7 protein-coding genes are annotated in these 19,473 nt (G+C 56.0%); 3 read left to right on the top strand and 4 right to left on the bottom strand.

Annotated elements, in window-relative coordinates:
• Positions 1 to 56 precede the first annotated feature (56 nt).
• From Fuma_RS26320 to Fuma_RS26275, 3 genes are all read right to left on the bottom strand, one after another.
• Positions 57 to 869: a PEP-CTERM sorting domain-containing protein gene (locus Fuma_RS26320; RefSeq protein WP_218922306.1), complete on the bottom strand. Its 813-nt coding sequence runs from the start codon at positions 867 to 869 to the stop codon at positions 57 to 59.
• 208 nt (positions 870 to 1,077) lie between these two features.
• A complete protein-coding gene (locus Fuma_RS34425) occupies positions 1,078 to 11,928 on the bottom strand; it encodes an Ig-like domain-containing protein (RefSeq protein ID WP_083732340.1) in 10,851 nt (3,616 codons plus the stop codon).
• A 98-nt stretch (positions 11,929 to 12,026) separates the two neighbouring features.
• The gene (locus Fuma_RS26275; RefSeq protein ID WP_077026740.1) at positions 12,027 to 12,380 is read right to left on the bottom strand and encodes a helix-turn-helix domain-containing protein; all 354 of its coding nucleotides are present in this window, start codon (positions 12,378 to 12,380) and stop codon (positions 12,027 to 12,029) included.
• A 351-nt stretch (positions 12,381 to 12,731) separates the two neighbouring features.
• Here Fuma_RS26275 and Fuma_RS26270 point away from each other — a divergent pair, with 351 nt between their 5' ends.
• Entirely contained in the window at positions 12,732 to 13,304 is a 573-nt protein-coding gene (locus Fuma_RS26270; protein WP_158521142.1) for an RNA polymerase sigma factor, read from the top strand.
• Positions 13,301 to 16,192 (top strand): serine/threonine protein kinase, encoded by a 2,892-nt coding sequence (locus tag Fuma_RS26265; protein WP_077026738.1) that lies wholly within the window; start codon positions 13,301 to 13,303, stop codon positions 16,190 to 16,192. Before Fuma_RS26270 ends, Fuma_RS26265 begins: the two co-directional genes overlap by 4 nt.
• 156 nt (positions 16,193 to 16,348) lie before the next feature.
• Here the strand turns inward: Fuma_RS26265 and Fuma_RS26260 are convergent, their stop codons facing one another.
• Entirely contained in the window at positions 16,349 to 17,335 is a 987-nt protein-coding gene (locus Fuma_RS26260) for a hypothetical protein (protein WP_077026737.1), read from the bottom strand.
• 157 nt (positions 17,336 to 17,492) lie between these two features.
• Here Fuma_RS26260 and Fuma_RS26255 point away from each other — a divergent pair, with 157 nt between their 5' ends.
• Complete coding sequence (locus Fuma_RS26255) at positions 17,493 to 19,202, top strand: hypothetical protein (RefSeq protein WP_077026736.1); 1,710 nt, start codon at positions 17,493 to 17,495, stop codon at positions 19,200 to 19,202.
• Positions 19,203 to 19,473: the final 271 nt, after the last annotated feature.

Here is a 19,473-nt window from a genome sequence, read left to right as displayed (position 1 = left end):
GGAGCGACGGCAGGATTATGAACAGCCGGCACACCGCGAGCGTTGCCGGTTGGGTTTCAGCGTGACTGACGACGTCGATGACGATGACCGGCGTACACCGCACCTGAGACCAAAAGCAAACCGGCAAATGAAGACGGTTCCGGCACGGTGGCTGTCGACGCTGCGGTCAACCTTAATTGAAACGAGGCGTTACCGGGGACCGTATTGTTGCGAAAGATCTGTAGATGTTTGCCGGGGATGTTCGGGTGGCTGCTGTCGACAGCGTGCTGTTGATAACCCAGCTTTAACTCAAACAAACCGGGGTCATTCAGCCACGACGTCGACACGTTTGAAGTCACGTCCTGAAGCAATGTGTAATTCGTCAGTGTCGATGTCGACGTATCGTTGTTGCCTTCGAATTCGAAGTAGCGAGTGTAGGCGCCGCTTCCAAATGCACCCGGTGTCGCGATTTCGCCGTACAGCTTGTCTTCGAAGGCGTCATCCGTAAATGGGCTGAATTGAAACAGGGCCGCGTTTGTTAACAGTTCCACCTGCCCAAGTTTTGCTGTCACGGCCGACAAATCCCAGCCCAATGTGACGTCTCCGGCCAACTGAGCCGCGTTGAAGTATCCGTTGGCATACCAGTAATTCGCCCCACCTTCAGTCGTCGGTCCACTGAGCCCCGTGTTGGTCATGACCAGCGATCCGAACGAAACCTCTGTACCGTTGACGTAAGCCTTGTTCGTATGGCTGTAGTACGTGAAGTCGTAGACGCCTCCGGAAAAGTCCGAGTCAGTCACGCTGAACACGTCTGCCGAAAGGTCGGTACAAAGCTGGCAAATGAAGAAACCGGCAATAATCGAAAGCCGCATGGTTTTGTTGTTTCGCATGAGTTGCATGGCCTCAGTATTTGAGTTCAGATCTCCGTACTGTCCTGCACAACATAAGGGTCCGTTCGAGCAGTTATGTGTCACAAAATTTGTGACGGACGTTCAAGGGAAGGCGTCTCGCTGTGTTGCGCCCGACAGTAAATTCCCTTCTCGCAATTTGTTGCGACACGTAGCGCTACGTTTTTCAGAAAATGCCAAGGATTAAGGATTACTGACAAGTTCGATCGCTGACTCCCGCCACAAATCTATCCAGCCCCTGCTGGCCGAACAGATGATCCTTGTCGTTGTCATCGAGGACATTGCCGAGAATGTTCATCGTGTCTGCGAGGTCACCCGTCGCCCATTCCATGAGCGCGTCGTCGAGGGCGACCGCGTCGAAGGCTGATTCCCAGTCGGTATCAAGGCTGCCTCCAATCAGAAGGTCGTTATCCTTGCCGCCGCAGAGAGTGTCTTGACCATCGCCTCCAACCAGAATGTCGGCACCGCGGCCACCGTTCAGGTAGTCTCGGCCGGTACCGCCGAAGAGCAAGTCCTGACCTCTGCCGCCGTCAAGGCGATCATTCCCGGAACCGCCAAAGACAACGTCGCGACCATCGCCAGCGAATACTCTGTCGTTACCTGCGCCGGCGAAGATCACGTCGTTGCCTTGACCACCGTCGATCCAGTCGTTTCCGTCTCCTGAATGGACGACGTCATCGTCATCGCCACTGTGAATGCAATCAGCCCCGGATCCTGAGATGATCGTGTCGTTGCCATCATTGCCGTGAACCAGGTTGTTACCGTCTCCAGAATCAACGGTGTCGTCACCGTCTCCCGCATAAACACGATCGTGTCCGTTTCCAGTCGTGACGGTGTCGCTTCCGCTGCCGGACCAGATGACGTTGTTTCCGTCCATGTCAACGATTGTGTCGTGACCACCATCGCTGGAGATGTGATCGCGACCGGCCCCACCGTCGATGAAGTCGTCACCACTGGATGTGATGACATGGTCGTTGCCCGCCCCGGAAAATACAGTCGCTGGCTGGTTCAGGCGGTGATCGATGTGAATGTGGTCATTCCCGTCGCAACCGATGATCAGGAATGACGTCACATCACCGGCGTCAAACGAATACCACTTCGGCCACGTCCACGCGCGCCATGTCTTGACCTTCACTTTGGCATGGTGCTTGTACACGTGGATTACGTCAGAGTACTGACTGCCAACCACCTGCAGTTCGCCGCTGGCGGCGAGTCTCACGCCTCGGACGATTGCCTTTGTCGATTCTGTGTCCGAATCACCGACGTTATCTGTGACTGTTACGGAGACTTCAAACACGCCTCCGGTTCCATACTGATGAATTCCGGTCAGCGTGCCAGTGTTCGCGTCAACAACGCCGACAGAGGTCGTTCCATCACCCCAATCAATCGTTGCCGTATGTGTGTCGCCGACGTTCTGGTCAGTGAAGGCGGCTATTAGAGTGACGGTGTCACCGGGCCGGGCCTTGTTCTGCAGTGTTGCGTCCGTTTCCACATTCGTGATGATCGGAACTTCGTTTGTTCCGCCGGTTTGAACGGTGAAGCTCACGGGCGAAGAGTTCGTCGATTGATTGCCGGCAAGGTCTGTCGCATGAGCTTCAATCGTGTGAACGCCGTCCGCAAGCGGAGATGATGTTGCTGTCCAGTCTCCAGCACCGTCGGCCGAAGTGGCTGCAAGGCTTGCAGCACCTTCCAGGACGACGATCTCGGCACCCGCTTCAGCGGTTCCAGTCACATCCGGAGTTGTATCGGCAGTCGTACTTCCATTCGTCGGCGACACGATTTGTGGCGCGGCAGGAGCGATTGTGTCTATCGTGACGGTCAACGCAGTAGAGGCATCACTCACGTTACCAGACGCATCGGTCGCGGTCACTGTGAAGTCATGCGGGCCGTCGGATACTGAGCTCGTCGTGAATGCCCAGTTGCCGGAACTATCGGCAGTTGTCGTGCCCTGTGAAGTGCCGTCAACGAACACTTCGACTATCGAATCTGGTTCCGCAGTACCGGAAATAGTTGGAGTGTCGTCGGACGTAACGTCGTCGGTGTCTGACGAACCGGTGTCGCTGGTCGATTCCAGATCCGGTGTCGACGGCGTCAGGGGTGCCACCGTGTCGATCGTAACGGCGAGAGCGTTTGAAGTCGGGCTAATGTTGCCAGCGACGTCAGTGGCTGCCGCAGTGATATTGTAACTGCCGTCAGCGAGTACGGTGCCGCTGTGATCGAACGACCAGGCACCTGTACCATTTGTCGTCGTCGTTCCAATCGCGTTGCCGTCGAGGAAGACCTCGACTGTGCTGTTGGCTTCGGCGGTGCCGGATACGATCAGCGTGTTGTCGTTCGTCACGCCGTCGCCCGGTGTTGCACTGTCGACACTGATTGCAGTCACGGAAGGGGCATTCGGTGCGGTGGCATCGACGGTGATGGCGAAGACGCTGGACGTGATGCTGGTGTTCCCTGCGACGTCGGTCGATTGCGCGCTGAAGTTGTGAACGCCATCGCCGAGTGTCGTCCCCGTGAAATCAAACAACCAGTTTCCGCTGCCATCCGCTGAAGTAGTGCCAATTGAACTGCCGCCGAGGAACACTTCGACAGTGCTGTTTACTTCGGCGTTTCCTGAAACAAATAGCGTTTGGTCGCCGGTGATGCCGTCGCCCTGCGTGCCGGTGTCATCGCTGAACCCAGTTACGGATGGAGTTGCCGGAATTGCAGTGTCGACCGTAACATCAAGTGCAGCCGATGGCGGACTCGTGTTTCCTGCAGCGTCTGTTGCAGTGACCGTCAGGCTGTGAATGCCGTCTGAGAGCGTAGGAGCAGTGAACACCCAGTTTCCGGTTCCATCAGCCATTGTGATGCCGATCGACGTACCGCCGTCGAGGACTTCGATTATGGCATTCGGTTCGGCGGTGCCCGAGATCTCAGGTGTGTTGTCTGAGGTCAGATTGTCGGTATCCGAATTACCGGTGTCGCTTGAATTTTCAAGATCGGGAGCACCTGGCACTGCAGGTGCCGAAGTGTCAATCTGAATCGATAGGGCTGCCGACAGTGGACTGACATTACCGTGGATGTCGGTCAATGTCGCGGTGATGGCGTGAACGCCGTCCGCGAGCAGACTGGAATCGACAGACCACGTGCCATCGCCCGCAACGACTGCGCTGCCGACTGCTGTTCCGTCGGCAAATAGTGCAATTGTTCCTCCCGCTTCGGCAGCCCCGACGTTGCCGAGGAACGTTGGCGTGTCATCTGCGGTGAGGTCATCTGCATCGTCCGATCCGGTGTCGCTCAGAGCATCCAGGTCCGGCGTGCCCGGCGCTACTGGCGGAGCGTCGTCGTTAAGAATCGTTCCCTGTCCGGTCAGGGTCGCGGCGGCACCTGCAAAGGCTACGTCACGCCCGCCAGCAGACAGGTTGCTCAGGATTAAATTGAACGCCTCATCCACTTCCACGACGCCGTCGCCGTTGACCTGGACTGTGACAGTTTGGGTCTGTGGCCCGGCGACGGTGGCGGGCGAGAAGGCGACAGATTGACCGGTCAGTTCCTGATAATCGTTATCCGCAAGCGTGGCCGAACCAACGGCGGTGTCAGCTTGCAGAGTGACGGAAGTATCAACCTGAGCAGAAAGAACAACTTCGAAGTCGAAGGCCGTCTGACCGCCGTCAGTTTCAACCTGCGAGACGTTGCTGACAGAAACCGAAGCGCTGTCATCATTGGTAATTGCACCGACAGCAGTCGCTGTCTGCTGCGCGCCAATCGTCCAGGCAACGGAATTGAAATGGGCGCGGCCGGTACCGTCTGACGCCGCTGCCCCCCAACCGACTCGCGGTGAATGAACCAAGGCGACTCCCGTGTAATTACTGAGGCGTTCGACTCCGTCGACGAACAGGTCGGCCGATCCCGCGACGGGGTCGAACCTGAGATCGTATTCGTGATAGCTGCTACCTGCCCCGGTGAGCGTGTAGGTCGGGCCAGTACTGAATCCGCCGGCGTTCAGGCGGACAAACGTGTCACCGTTACTATCTACATCAAATGCAACGCTGTACTGCCGAGAGCCATCAAGGTAGTCCATACTCATGCTGTCGTGAGTACCCGCGGACCCACTGAGTACTCGAACGGTAGAACTGAGCGCCCATCCATTCGCAGCGGCCTCTGTAATTTGTGCCGCTGCCGGAACCTGTTCGTTGAACTGATGTGTTCCTCCAATTAGTGATGTGTCTTCCACAAACCACGCATCGATATCGGAACCCTGATCGTTGAGGATCGGCCCCGACGAAGTGGATGGCCCCTGCGAGTACGCCCATCCTTCGGCCGCAGGATCAGCAGCGCCGGCATGAGCGAACACAGGCAACATTGTCTTCAGCCGAACATCGCGCCCACTCGCCTGAACATTACTGAGCAGCACCGAAATGGCTTCATCCAGTTCGACTTTGGTATCGCCTGCGACATCAATCAGAATTTTCTGAAGTTCGCTGGCGCTGCCTGCAAAGTTGAGTGCGGTCGCCGCAACTGCCGTGTAGTCACCATCTGCGCTTGTGGCTGTGCCGTTCACTGTTTCGTAGTCGACGGAGAAGGCAGCGTCGACCTCCGCATCCAGAGTCACGTCAAACACCAATTGGTTGGTGCCTCCAGTGCCTTCGACGACGCTGGCGTTGGCAATGGTAAGCGTGGCGAAGTCGTCATCAGCAATCGTGACCGTTGCTGTCGAATTCGTCGTTCCCGCCTGCCCGCTACCGCTGAAGTTAGCAAAGGTCAGGTTCAGTGTTTCGTGCAATTCAACGACACTGTCGCCGAGGAATTCAATCGGCACGACTTTCGTCGTTTCACCAGCGGCGAAGTTCAACGTCAGCGGTCCGGCCGTGAAATCGCTGCCAGCCGTCGCCGTTCCGGAACCCAAGACGACATCCACAGACGAAGCGTTTGATGTATTCGCCGATCGAGTGACTCGGACGACAGGATTTGTGTGCGTGACATTCAGTTCGGGAGTAGAGAATGTCGCGGCTGTGAAATCGTACGTTTCGCCGACTGTGCCGCTGTCTGTGTCTTGAATGGTGGACGTGGCGTTTGCTCCCAGCGTGATACTGCCGGAAAGTGTGCTGACAAGATTGCTGAGAGCCGTTTCGAAATCTTCATCCGCCTCGACGAGGGTTTCGTCATTGATGGTGACCGGCACAATCACAGGAGCCGTGCTGTTGGCTGGCAGAGTGACCAGTTGATTGACGATATCGATGTAATCGACACCACCACCTGTGGCGTCACCGATGTCGACAGTTGACAGATCCACCTCAACTATCGCGTCAACTGGGGCGGACAGCGAGACCTGCAGATTGAACGGCCCGTTTTCTTCTGTGTCATTGACACCCGTCACCATCACGGTGGCGGAGTCGTCGTTAAGTACGCTGGCAGTTGCGGATTCAGTGGCTCCGCCGCCCACGAATGTGACGTCACGACCGCCAGCCGACAGGGCACTGAGCACCAGATCAAAGGCTTCGTTGGCCTCGACCTTGTTGTCCGCCGTCACCTCGACAGTTACCTGTTGCGGTGTTGTCGAATTGGCAGCGAAGCTGACGCTGGCGCCGGTGATTGCCGTAAAATCGTCTACTGCCGTGGCGGTACCGTCCTGCGTATCAGCCGTCAGGCCAACAGCGACGTCGACTGGATTCGACAGGTCGATATCGAATGTGTATAGAGTCGGTGAGCCGCCCGTGCCTTCATTCTTCGATTCAGCCGTGACGCTCAGAACGGCACTGTCGTCGTTGGTGATCGTGCCGGTCGCGGTGCTCGTTGCAGGAGTAACCGCCCATTGAACTGAGTTGAAGTGAGTGTGACCAGTTGCGGAAGCCTGCCCCGAGCCCCAGCCGACACGTTGACCAAGCGTGTCGGTCATTCCCGCGTAGTTGCTGAATACTTCGACGCCATCAACAAACAGATCTGCGGAACCCGCCGTTGGATCGTAGCGAAGATCATAACGGTGATATCCGCCGCCAAGGCCATCGAGGATAACGGTATGCCCCGTGTCATTTCCCGCGCTCACGCCGGTCTGCAGCAATACGATGGGATCTCCGTCTGGCTCGCTGCCAAAGTCCATTCGATATCGCGTTGAGTTGTCGACGAAATTCACGTATGCAGCTCGATCTGGACTATCCGGTACATCAACAACACGAAGTGTGGAGCTGAGCGACCATCCACGACTGTTGGCCTCGGCCACCTGTGCCCCGGTTGGAATTAATCTGTAGAGCTGAATGCTGTTTGCGGCAGTCGAAATGTCATCAACGGCCCACGCATTTACTCCAGTCCCGAGATCGTTCGTGATTGGCCCGACGGTGACACTGGGGCCGGGCACACCCGCGGGCCAGCCCTCAGTTGCGGGCGCCGCATTGCCCAAATGTTCAAATTCGACACCTCCATCCAGACGGATATCACGACCACTCGCCTGGACGTTGCTGAGCAGCACCGAAATCGCTTCATTCAGTTCAACTTTGGAATCGGTGGCGACGTCAATCGTGATTTGTTGAACTTCATTCGCCGAGCCGATGAAGGCAAGTGGCGTGGCGGCAACAGCCGTGTAGTCTCCATCGGCACTGGTCGCCGTGCCGTCTGCAGTCTCATAGTCGACTGTGAAAGCGGCATCAATGGCGGCATCCAGAGTCACATCGAAGATCAGTTGACTCGTGCCGCCGGTTCCTTCGGAAACGGTTGCACCGGCAATCGTCAGAGTCGCGAAATCATCGTCACCAATAGTGACCGTCGCGGTGGGATTTGTGGTGCCCAATGAACCGGAACCGCTGAAGTTCGCGAATGACAATCCAATCGTTTCGTTTAACTCCACGACGGAATCGCCAAGGAATTCAATCGGCACAACCTTGGATGTTTCTCCGGCCGCAAAATTCAGCGTCAATGGTCCCGCCGTGTAGTCCGAGTCTGCCGTTGCCGTACCATCTATCAAGACCACATCGACAGTCGAAGCGATCGACGTGTTGCCGGAACGAGTAACTCGCGCGACGTTGTTCGTGTGAGTAAAATCGAATTCCGGCGTGGAGAATTCCGCAGCGGCGAAGTCATAAACCGCATCTGCAAACGCGACTTGGTTGTCAACGCTGGTGCTGGCGGTGTTCGGGTTGCCAGCGATATCGAATGCGACACCTGCCGTAACATTGGCGACCACGGTACCGCTTCCCGTCATACCGCTGACGGCAACGCCATAGCTCGTCCCGCTGCCGGAGACTGTCCCAGTGAGCGTTCCCGGCGTGGTGCTTGCTGACAGGTCTACATCACCAGTTGTAAACGTCGTCGTGGCTTCACTGAAGACGACATCAAAGTCGATCGGCGAACCATTAGTCGGGTCCGCCTGTTCGGAATCCTGCTCGACTGTGACCAATGGTCCGACCGTATCGATGGTGACCGGAAGCACGCCCGAAACCGGGCTAACGTTTAGCGCCGCATCTGTCGCAGTCGCCGTGATATTATGAGCGCCATCGACCAGCACCACACCGATCGTCAATGACCAGGCTCCGGTGGTGGCGTTGGCCGTGACTGTCCCGAGTGAACCCGCGACACTAGAAAATACTTCGACGGTACTTCCTGCTTCGGCCGTTCCTGTGAAAGTTGGCAGAACAACGTTGGTGTAGTCATCCGAACCCGACACCCCGGAATCGCTGCCCGCGTCGAGATCCGGAGTATTTGGAGCAAGCGGTGGCGTGATGTCAACAATATTGATCACGACGTCGTTATTGTCCGTTCCGCCGGAATAAGTGATCGTTGCCGTTTCGCCCGACCCAAGAAAGTCGGTGCTGATGATGGCACCTTCGGCGAGGCCGACGAATGTCCCGCTAACAAGATCAGTGCTGTCGTTGTTGATGATGACATACGAATCACCACCAGCCGGGACGTATCCGCCAAAGGAAGTCGTATTTAGCGAAACATTGCTGCCAATTGTGACAGCGCCCGTCACAGTCACCTGGTCATGGAAGCCAACTCCGGTGCCGGGAAGATTTCCGCCGATTTCCACTGATAGACTGCTATTGCCATTCTGAATATAGTTACCAATGACACTTAGGATGCCGGGCGAAAGTCCTGGGTTAATGTCACTATTTGAGGCATTCAGATTGGTGCCGATCGTGCCAACGCCAAAGACATCTGCGACATTGTTAAATTCCGCGTCAACGGACGACAATATCTGGCCAGTTGCTTGATTTGTGTAGCTTCCGCCATTGGAAAAATATGCCTGAATTGCACCTGTATTGATGGTTCCATAGTTTTCAAAGCTGTTGAAGTTGTTGATTTCCACGGCGTTGGCGGCCGAAGAGATGACCGTCCCACTGTTCACGGAGTTGGCTCCCAACTTGTCAATCAATCCTGTCCCGGCACCCGAAAAGTCAATCGTCCCCCGGTTGTCGATCTGGGCGTTCAACTGATACGTCGCCAACGCAGTAGTCCCCGGTGTGTTGATCGTGGCCCCCACTTCGTTCAACAGAGTGCCCGTCCCCGTGTGCAGAGCAACCACACGGCCACCGCTCGAACTCGTGTTCTGCAGTTCGATCAGTCCATGATTGATCATTCCATCCGACAAATACAGGTGGGACAGCGCCAAAGGAAAGTTCAGCGAATTGATCGTGATCTTCCCGCTCGCCGAATTCACAATCGAACTGTGCGTCCATTGGTTCGTGTCACCACGAACCAGAATGTCACCGTTATTCACAATCGCACTGTCAATACGGCTCGGACCGCTATCGTTGTCGTACATGTTCACAAACGAATCATTCACGAAGGTGCCGGCACCCTGCACAACGGCGTTGTCCAGAGTGTACGACGCATTGCCCGTCGACAGAGTCCCGGCAACATCCATCGTGGCCGCAAAAAGGACAATGTTGCCATCGCCGTCAAACGTTGATCCTGCTGCGTTGTTGATCGTCCCGTTCGTCGCCGTCAGCCTGTGGCCACTGGTGACCTCCACATCCCCAATATTGTTGAACGTGGTGTAGTTGCGAAGCTGGCCGTTCCCTGTGTGGAAAGTGATGTCACCGCTCGCCGTGTTGGTCAACACATCCAGTGTTTCCACCACAGATTCATTCCCACCGGTGTCACCCAGCGTGACGACATTGCTGTTCGTGAATGTGGACGTCGTCTGACTCTGACCCTGAATCAGCGAACGAATGCTGGACGTGGTGTCAATGGTTCCACTGTTCGTGAAGGAGTTGAACCCTTTGATTTCAATCGCGTTGGCGGCCGAAGAGATGATCGTCCCACTGTTCACGGAGTTGGCTCCCAACTTGTCAATCAATCCTGTCCCGGCACCCGAAAAGTCAATCGTCCCCCGGTTGTCGATCTGGGCGTTCAACTGATACGTCGCCAACGCAGTAGTCCCCGGTGTGTTGATCGTGGCCCCCACTTCGTTCAACAGAGTGCCCGTCCCCGTGTGCAGAGCAACCACACGGCCACCGCTCGAACTCGTGTTCTGCAGTTCGATCAGTCCATGATTGATCATTCCATCCGACAAATACAGGTGGGACAGCGCCAAAGGAAAGTTCAGCGAATTGATCGTGATCTTCCCGCTCGCCGAATTCACAATCGAACTGTGCGTCCATTGGTTCGTGTCACCACGAACCAGAATGTCACCGTTATTCACAATCGCACTGTCAATACGGCTCGGACCGCTATCGTTGTCGTACATGTTCACAAACGAATCATTCACGAAGGTGCCGGCACCCTGCACAACGGCGTTGTCCAGAGTGTACGACGCATTGCCCGTCGACAGAGTCCCGGCAACATCCATCGTGGCCGCAAAAAGGACAATGTTGCCATCGCCGTCAAACGTTGAACCGGCGGCATTGTTGATCGTCCCGTTCGTCGCCGTCAGTCTGTGGCCGCTGGTGACCTCCACATCCCCAATATTGTTGAACGTGGTGTAGTTGCGAAGCTGGCCGTTCCCTGTGTGGAAAGTGATGTCACCGCTCGCCGTGTTGGTCAACACATCCAGTGTTTCCACCACAGATTCATTCCCACCGGTGTCACCCAGCGTGACGACATTGCTGTTCGTGAATGTGGACGTCGTCTGACTCTGACCCTGAATCAGCGAACGAATGCTGGACGTGGTGTCAATGGTTCCACTGTTCGTGAAGGAGTTGAACCCTTTGATTTCAATCGCGTTGGCGGCCGAAGAGATGATCGTCCCACTGTTCACGGAGTTGGCTCCCAACTTGTCAATCAATCCTGTCCCGGCACCCGAAAAGTCAATCGTCCCCCGGTTGTCGATCTGGGCGTTCAACTGATACGTCGCCAACGCAGTAGTCCCCGGTGTGTTGATCGTGGCCCCCACTTCGTTCAACAGAGTGCCCGTCCCCGTGTGCAGCGCAACCACACGACCGCCGCTGGTACTCGTGTTCTGCAGTTCAATGAGTCCCTGATTGACCATCCCATCCGAAAGATACAGATGCGACAGAGCCAGCGGAGAGCTGAGCGAATTGATCGTAATCTTCCCGCTTGACGAATTCACGACCGAACTGTGCGTCCACTGATTCGTCAGCCCGCGAATCAACACATCGCCGTTGTTCACAAACGCACTGTCAATACGGCTGGGCGTTGTCGTCGAATCGTACATATTAAAAAAGCTCGCTGTCCCGACTGTCAGCGTGCCAGTTCCTGTCCAGACCGAGTTGGCCCATGTGACGGCACCGTCAAAAACATCCGAATCGCCGGAAACGGTCAGTGTTTTCCCCGCTGAAGCAAACGTCACGTCGGCCGAATTCAGCGTCAAGCTGCCAAGACTCTCGGTCGCTTGTCCCGCGGCGATATCGACATCCAGATTTACCGTGTAGGCCGCCCCGACCAAATCGATCGTCACGTCATCTCCGGTCGCCGGAACAACATCGTTGTCCCAGTTCAAAGCGTCGCTCCAGTTGGAGGTTGTTCCACCCCCGTCCCAAACCACGGCTGCGAGCAGACAGCGATCTTCGAGCTTCTCAGGTCTTGAATGGCGTCGACGGCCAACGCGCCGCCGACCGTTGGCGAAAGGCATGTGGTTGGAACGAAAGAGCTTGCGGAGGAAATTGATCATGTTGTTTTCCGATTTTTGTGCAGGTAGGCGGTGAGCATGGGCGGGAGGCGAAGCGAATGCGTGTCACAAATTTTGTGACACGCAACGAGAACTACCGGTTAACCCTGCTGAATCAGGCGTTGGACGCGCAGCAGGCGGATGGCCAGTTGCATGTGGTTGGAAACGTTGAGTTTTCGCCACAGGCGATCGATGTACACGCGCACAGTTTCGGGACTGAGGCAACTGCCATCGGCCTTGCGGAGGGCCAGCGCGATCTGTTCGCGACTCATGCCTTCGAACAGCAACCTGGCGACATCCAGTTCGCGATTGGACAACTCCAGCAGGTGGCCAATCTCGCACCATTCCCCCGTCGAAATCAAATCTTTTGCTGGGTTTGCAGGCGTGAGCAGGTTCAGGCGATTATTCGATGATTGGCCCGCGCCATTCGCCGCAACCTCGTTGAGTGTTTGCATGTGGCACTCCGCTGGATCCCAACTTGCCTGCCACCGAGGCCCGTGCCGGCGGCATCACATTCTGGGTTTCAGTGGATTTCCTTTTCGCGCGGTTTCACGACAGGTGACGGGCATATTTTCTGGAAATTGCTTCCACCAACCTTCACGATGCTGGCTGGCGACGTACCGGGGCACTTGAATGTACGCAGCTTTTGTTCACCCTTCAGACGGCTACTATGCCTCGCGGTGACGCGAATTCGGGCCTAGACTTTGGCAACATCTGTCGCCGCAATTCCGCTCGCGCTGCACACCTGGCGCCGCACTGGAATCAACTGCCAAGGCGTCATGGTGCCCCGCGACAAAGATCACGAAATGCAGATCGCAAACGAATCAATTTGGCTGGAGAGCATCGTGCAATTGCACGATGGGTATGAAGTCGATGCCGTGGCCAGATTCACGGATCGTTTGTTGAGGCTGGCGAGTTCACGATTGCCGAATCGTCTTCAGCAGCGAGTGGATCCCGAAGACATTGTGCAGTCAGTCTTTCGCAGCTTCTTCGACCGAAACAGCAGGGGGCGGTTTCAGTTTGAACAAAGCCCGGACGTCTGGCGATTACTTGCCGCGATGACCTATCGAAAGGTCAAGAAAACCATTCGTCATCATGGTCAACAGCTGCGAGATGTCAGGCGCGAAGCTTCGACACCCAGCGATTTTCCGACGGCTCAGGATGATGCACCAACCGCCTCATCGTGGGTGGTGATGATGGAGTTGCTTGAGGGGATTCTGGAACAGATTCCTGAAACTCATCAGCGAATCGTGCGATTGCGACTGGACGGCCATTCGATCGATGAAATCGCAGCGACGGTCGGCGTCACGTCCAGAACCGTTGACCGAGCGCTTTCCTTAGTTCGCAAAGTGGCTTCTGAAATGATGGGCGACGAATGAAGCTCGATGATTGGCAAACAAGCGAACCGATACTATTGGCCTTTGAGGAGGCCTGGCGTGAAGGGACATCACCTTCGATCGACGAGTTCATGCATCGGGACTCTCGAAAAGAGTCCGCCGATTTGCTTGCCGAATTGGTGATGATCGATTTTGAACACCAGTGGAAACTGGATGCCACAACAAATCTGGACGACTATTTACGAAGTTATCCCGAACTACAGCAGCCACCCTACCGTGATGAACTACTGGAGCATGAGTTTCAGTTGCGGGACAAAGCCGGGAAGTTTCCCGATCAGGCCGAAATCGAAAGTCGATTCTCAGCCGACAGCACAGTGGTTGACCTGTGGAAGCGACTCCGTGGTGCGCCGCGAATTGACAAGCCGCTTGAATCATTCGTCACTGCGGGGACTCAGGTTGGCACATATCGCATCGAGGAGTGTGTCGGACGTGGAGCCTTCGCGACTGTTTACTCCGCTATCGACACAAGGCTGCAACGCCGCGTTGCGCTGAAGTTTTTGACTCAGATGTCGGACCTGCAACCGGCAATGCGAATGCGTATGCTGCGTGAAGCTCAAGCAGTGGCTTCACTACAGCATCCGAATGTTGTAACGGTCTACGAGACAGGCAGCTTTCAGTCGCACGCCTATATCGCCAGCCAGTTTGTTGACGGAACAACGTTGGCGACTCGCCTGCGCGAAGATCCACCGACGATTCGCGAAGCCGTGGAACTAACTCGGCGGCTGGCGTCAGCCCTACAGGAATGCCACCGCTTCGGCATCGTGCACCGCGACATTAAGCCAGCGAACATCATGATCGAAAACGGAGTCCCGATGTTGCTGGATTTCGGATTGGCTTTGGTAGCCGACGCCAGCCAACACTTAACACACGAAGGCGACATGTTGGGCACACCGGCGTTCATGTCTCCGGAACAGGCAGACGGTCGAGCCCGCAGCGCGGACGCTCGCAGCGACGTCTATAGCCTGGGCGCAGTGCTTTATCGCATGGTTTGCGGCCGGTTGCCGTTCGAAGGCACGACAGCAGAAATCATCGGCAAGGTTCTGCACAACGCGCCCGCTAACCCGCGGGATCTGAATTTCGAAGTCAGCGTAGACTTGCAGACGATCATTCTGAAATGCCTGCAGAAGGAACCGTCGCAACGCTACGAAACGGCCGCCAATCTTCAATCCGATCTTCGCTGCGTGCTGGACGGCAAACCCATTGAAGCGCGACCTGTAAGCCGCACGGCCAGACTAATGATGTGGGCCAAACGCCGCCCTGCCCTTGCAGCAGCCACGTCCGGAGTCATAGCCCTCTCGTTGTTCCTGCTGGGCATTGGCACTCAATTGCACCGCGTCGCTGGCGAACGACACAAGGCTCAGGTTGCAGAACGGGAAACTCAGTCACTGCTGGCCGAATCGGCCGCGAACGCTGGCCAACTGGCCATGCAACGTGGCCAAATCACGACGGCCATCGCTCACTTTCAGCAAAGCCTCGACCGAGGCCACCCTGACCAGATTGGCATTTTGCTGAAACTGGTTGAAGCGAACGTCGCAGCGCGGAACCTGGAAGCGGCGGCCGAGCTATGGCATCGGGCACACGATTCGAAAGAATCCCCCAGCGGCTCGACAGCCTTGAAAATGTGGCAGGCCGAACTGGCATTGGAAGGAGTGGCAGGGTTTGAAAACGGCGAACAACTTCTTCGCGAATTGTCGCTGCAGGAATTACCTGCAGCCGATCGGCACTACATCCGCGGAGTCCTGGCTGCAACCTCACCGGCTGCACTTGCCGCCCTCAAAGAAGCCACGCGACTCGACCCGTTTCACCATCGAGCTCGGCGGCTGTTAACCTTCACGCTCCTGTCACTCGCACGACTGGACGAAGCGCAACAGGAAATCCGGGTCGCTCGGGAACTGTTCCCCGAAGATATCGATTTTCGTCTGCTGGAATGTTTGCGCTTGGCGGCGGCCAACAGGCTGCCTGAAGCGGAGGCCCTTCTGGACGAATGCCAACTGAACTCCGGTTCAAAAAAAGCATGGAACGATTTCTGCGCCAATGTCCGGCATGCCACAAATGATGTCGTTTTGGATACGGGCGTTGGACAACTCGACATGCTGCAGCTGCTCAGCATTGTAGGAAACTTCAACGCGAACTTTATTCCGCTGATTAAAGAACGAGGCTGGCGATTTCCGATCGCTGTCGGCGAGCGGTTTTCAAACCTGATGGCGACGTTGCCGGAGTTGCTGACAACGGACGACAAACAACGAGCCAACGCCATCGATGAACTTGTCGCGATTCATCCTGAAGCGTCGCTTCTGTTGATGTTGGGTAGCTTGCGGCTCGCAGACGTCGACCCTCGCAGCACCGATCGCGAAAACCAGATTCGACTTGTGGAAACAGCGCGCGAGACATTTCGAAAAGCCATTGAACATCCTGGTTTTCTGAAGAAGGACGATCAGTTTGTTTGGAAGGCGGTCTTCACCACGTCGGTGGTCCTGTCACACAGTTTCCAACACGACGCAGAAAACAATTTGAAGGCCGCCGTGGCCGCAGCAAGTAAGGTTCATACCGCAACCATCGCAGACGCACACCACGCTCGCACATTTTCGATCATCACGTTGAACGCCGGCGATTTGGAAGAGACATCTCGCTGGACGAATCGATGGCTCGAACTGGCAGACCAGGCAACCGAGTCTTCATTAGGTGCGCACTGGCACAAAGCTGTGCTTAGCAAACGTCTTGAGGACTGGATTGAAACCAAAACAGTGTGTGATCGCATCCTGAAGATCGACCCAAACCACGAACCAGCGCAGGCCCTGCGCGAAACCGCGATGGCGAAAATCCGCGCCGCTGGCGAAGAGCAATCAGATTCAGTCGCCACGGCTCAATAGGTTGGTTCTGCTACAACGAAGCATGGGCTTGGGCAGACTGCGCGCCGGATGTGGCCGCAGCGGGTGGAGAGTCGACACATGTATCGGCCTACACACTTCGCAACGGTCGCAGAGTTGCAACTCAGCTGGCGCGAAGTGTCTCGCAGTAGTCAGCAGCTAGCGTCCCACAGCCCGTGGGCCTCGCAGCTTGTACATGCCTTTTAGCTTTGGCATCACGATCGGCTCCATTTCCGGGGGAGCGACGTTCAGCTCCGGTTGATAGTCAGCCTGACTGTCACCATGGAGCACATCATTCATGGTGGGGACCGGGCCGGGAAACAGCGGGTGGAAGGGTCCCCACGGTCGTGTCGTGCGATAACCTTCGGCGGCATCGGTGGTGACTCCATGTCCGGTGCACCAGCCACTGCACCATTCGCGTTTCTTTGCTGCCGTCAGCCCCTTCGGACATTGACGACCGCCTTGGCGACCGACGTAGTTATCGTGAAAGTCAGACCGTTGCCACGTACTTTCCAGTGCGTCGACAAGGCCGTAAATCAGGTGACGAAAGTCCTGCAGTCGATCACGGTTCCGCTTATCTTTCGCCGCCGCTAGCATGAGTGCCTTCTTGCGACCACGTTCTGTACCGAACGCGTACTGCATCAGGTACTTCATGTCTCGTTGAGCATTCTGAAAGCGTTCGGGGCCATCATACTTTGATAGCTGGTCGTGCCACACCATCGGCATGATGGTTGAATAGAAGAGCTGTGAAAAGTATGCCTGATTTACTTCATCAGCAATGCCGCCGATGCGTGAGATTTCCGCACCTTCCTCTTCGCCAAGATTCGCCACCGAATTGCAATGACACACACAATGGATGTGCGGCCAGCTGGGATGACTGCGTTTGGGTTCAGTTGGCAATGGGCCTTTTGATTCGGCCATGATCTCGTGAATGCCAAGACCGTAGCCGTGGTAGACGCCCTTGAACGCTTTGTCGGCATTGCGCAGAACGACATCAATTCGATCCAGCAGCGTGCCGTTGGTTCGGTCGATGCCGGTCAGCAGCTTTTCGAAGATGCCCGCGTTGACTGAAGCATTGGTTAACGTCGCAGCGGCCGCGCCAGCGGTCAACTTGAGACTTTTTTGCAGAAAGCGACGACGTTCCATGTCCCTGGCTCTCATAACCCGAATTAGCGACGAATTCCGCGTGCCGACCATCCTGCCGCACGATCTTGTATGAAACAGGTTATCGTCATCGCCAGGCGCACAAAATTCCTAAATTCTTCAGTCCTGCATAATCCGTCGTACCAGCGGGTACCAACAAATGAAACCGGAACGCACAGTTATTGCTGTCGCTGCACTGATGCTGTTATGCAGCACGGCGATGGCACAGCGTCTTCCGGACGGTCACGCCCGCATGCTGCCAGGCCGTGTGCTGGCGCGAGTGACCATTCATGACACTGCACGCGACAGCGAACGTTCACACTCCCCAGCGCGACAGCGGCACGCAGAATTGTGGTCACCGTTTGTTGAACACCTGAAGGCGAAACGACCTCAAATATCAGAACGTTTGCGCCGCGAAGTGGGTCTCACGCTGGATGAGTTCCGCGAATTGGGGATTGGAGCGACTACGATTGCCTCGGTCCGAGTTCCGGATCGCCCTGTGGCCATCGTGGCGATGATTGACTTTCGTTCTCACTTTCTAATGCACCGCATCGGCATGCGCCTAACGCAGGCGTTGATGGTGTCCGGTTTCACCTACCGTCAGTCAAACTACGGCCGGGTATGCGTCTACGAATTTCGTCGTGAGGAAAAGTTTCGTGAACTGGCCATTTGTGTGCAGGGTTCGACCGCGTATCTGACCACAGACCCTGGCGTACTTCGGGAAATGCTGTGTCACTGCAACACACGTTCCGCAGTGAGCCATCCGCGTGGCTATGCGGAAATCACGGCGACGCGTCAGGAACAAACTCACGATCCGCAGCTGACGTGGTATGTGGACCCGGTCGGCTTACTTCACGAAATGATCCTCGACAACGAACCGACTGAGTCCGACTTCCGTAGTTTCTTGTTGAACCTGATCCCACAAACCGGACTTGATAGCCTTGTTGCGATCGGCGGAACGGTGGAGTTTCGTGGTCAGGACTATGCGGCTGTCTCTCGCACTCAGGTTGTACTGAAAGAACCGCGTGAAGGCCTGCTGGGACTGGTTAGCCTGAAAACGGACAACCTTGAGCCGCCCGCATGGATCACCAGCAACGCTACGTCGTGCCAATCTTTCTTCTGGGATCTACAGGCGTTCTACGACGGAGCCAACAAGCTTTTGAGCCTGATCGAAGGCAACAATGCTCTTGATCTGTACGTGAAGCGGCTTGGCACTGTGAAGAACGGTTTCAATCTAAAAACAGATCTACTGGATCAACTGACGGGGCGAATCCGCGTGGTCACTGCAGACCAGGACGGCAACTCGCATTCTGTCGTTGCAATTCAGGTCCGGAATCCGGCGGCCGTCGATTCAGTTTTGCAGCAAGCGGATAACGGGAAGCCTTTGTTTGGAACGATTCCCGTATCGGTGTCAATTGTGGATGGCCGAACAGTTTACACGCAGCCGGTGGGAGAAACGAAGGTGTGCCTCACGCTGATCGACGACATGCTGGTCGTTGCCGGCAGCGAACAGGCAATAGCAGCGTCGTCAGGAACGGCAAAGACACCGCTAAAAGAATCGCCTGGTTATCAGCGAGTTGCAGCGCATCTGCCGATGAACTGTCTTATGCAGTCGTACGATGCCGCAAACGACAGTCTAAGAATCCCGTACATGTTTCTTCGCTCGCAGGTGAAGCCCGAGGATGCGTTCGGTATTGATTTGTCACTATTGCCGTCTTTTGACGACCTCCGCCGCACGCTTGGCCCATCGGCGGCCTACGCGATAGAAAATGAAAGCGGAATCCTGGTCTCGCAATTCAGTTTGTACGGTCAGCACACCGACGACGTCGCTCCAGATCTTGCAGCAGATGCAACTGCTGACAGGCGGTAATTCTGGCCCAGGCTGACAGCGTATGCTGACCTGAACACTCGCGTCATTCCGCGAGCCGTGTACAAGTGCCGCATGGTCTACCGACACGACGCCACTTGTCGCCGTCCAGTCAACTTCCCGGACATATTGCCGGAACCGGGAATCAATCCACACTAGCCCGACGCTACTGCTACCGGATGAAGTCTCTTGCCAGTTCGTAAAATTGAGGTGGCTTAGAACGCCACTTCACTGTGTCCGGCTCTGTTAAGACATTGTTAATTCGAAGCCTCAG

The organism is Fuerstiella marisgermanici, assembly GCF_001983935.1.
Classification (GTDB): Bacteria; Planctomycetota; Planctomycetia; order Planctomycetales; family Planctomycetaceae; genus Fuerstiella; species Fuerstiella marisgermanici.
Note: the sequence above shows the minus strand (reverse complement) of the source record. Positions and strands in the feature narration are given on the sequence as shown.

Bases quoted from the DNA above. Each gene is read 5' to 3' on its own strand.
- Fuma_RS26320 (WP_218922306.1), bottom strand. From the start codon at position 869: ATGCGAAACAACAAAACCATGCGGCTTTCGATTATTGCCGGTTTCTTC.
- Fuma_RS26275 (WP_077026740.1), bottom strand. From the start codon at position 12,380: ATGCAAACACTCAACGAGGTTGCGGCGAATGGCGCGGGCCAATCATCG.
- Fuma_RS26270 (WP_158521142.1), top strand. From the start codon at position 12,732: ATGCAGATCGCAAACGAATCAATTTGGCTGGAGAGCATCGTGCAATTG.
- Fuma_RS26260 (WP_077026737.1), bottom strand. From the start codon at position 17,335: ATGGAACGTCGTCGCTTTCTGCAAAAAAGTCTCAAGTTGACCGCTGGC.
- Fuma_RS26265 (WP_077026738.1), top strand. From the start codon at position 13,301: ATGAAGCTCGATGATTGGCAAACAAGCGAACCGATACTATTGGCCTTT.
- Fuma_RS26255 (WP_077026736.1), top strand. From the start codon at position 17,493: ATGAAACCGGAACGCACAGTTATTGCTGTCGCTGCACTGATGCTGTTA.
- Fuma_RS34425 (WP_083732340.1), bottom strand. From the start codon at position 11,928: ATGATCAATTTCCTCCGCAAGCTCTTTCGTTCCAACCACATGCCTTTC.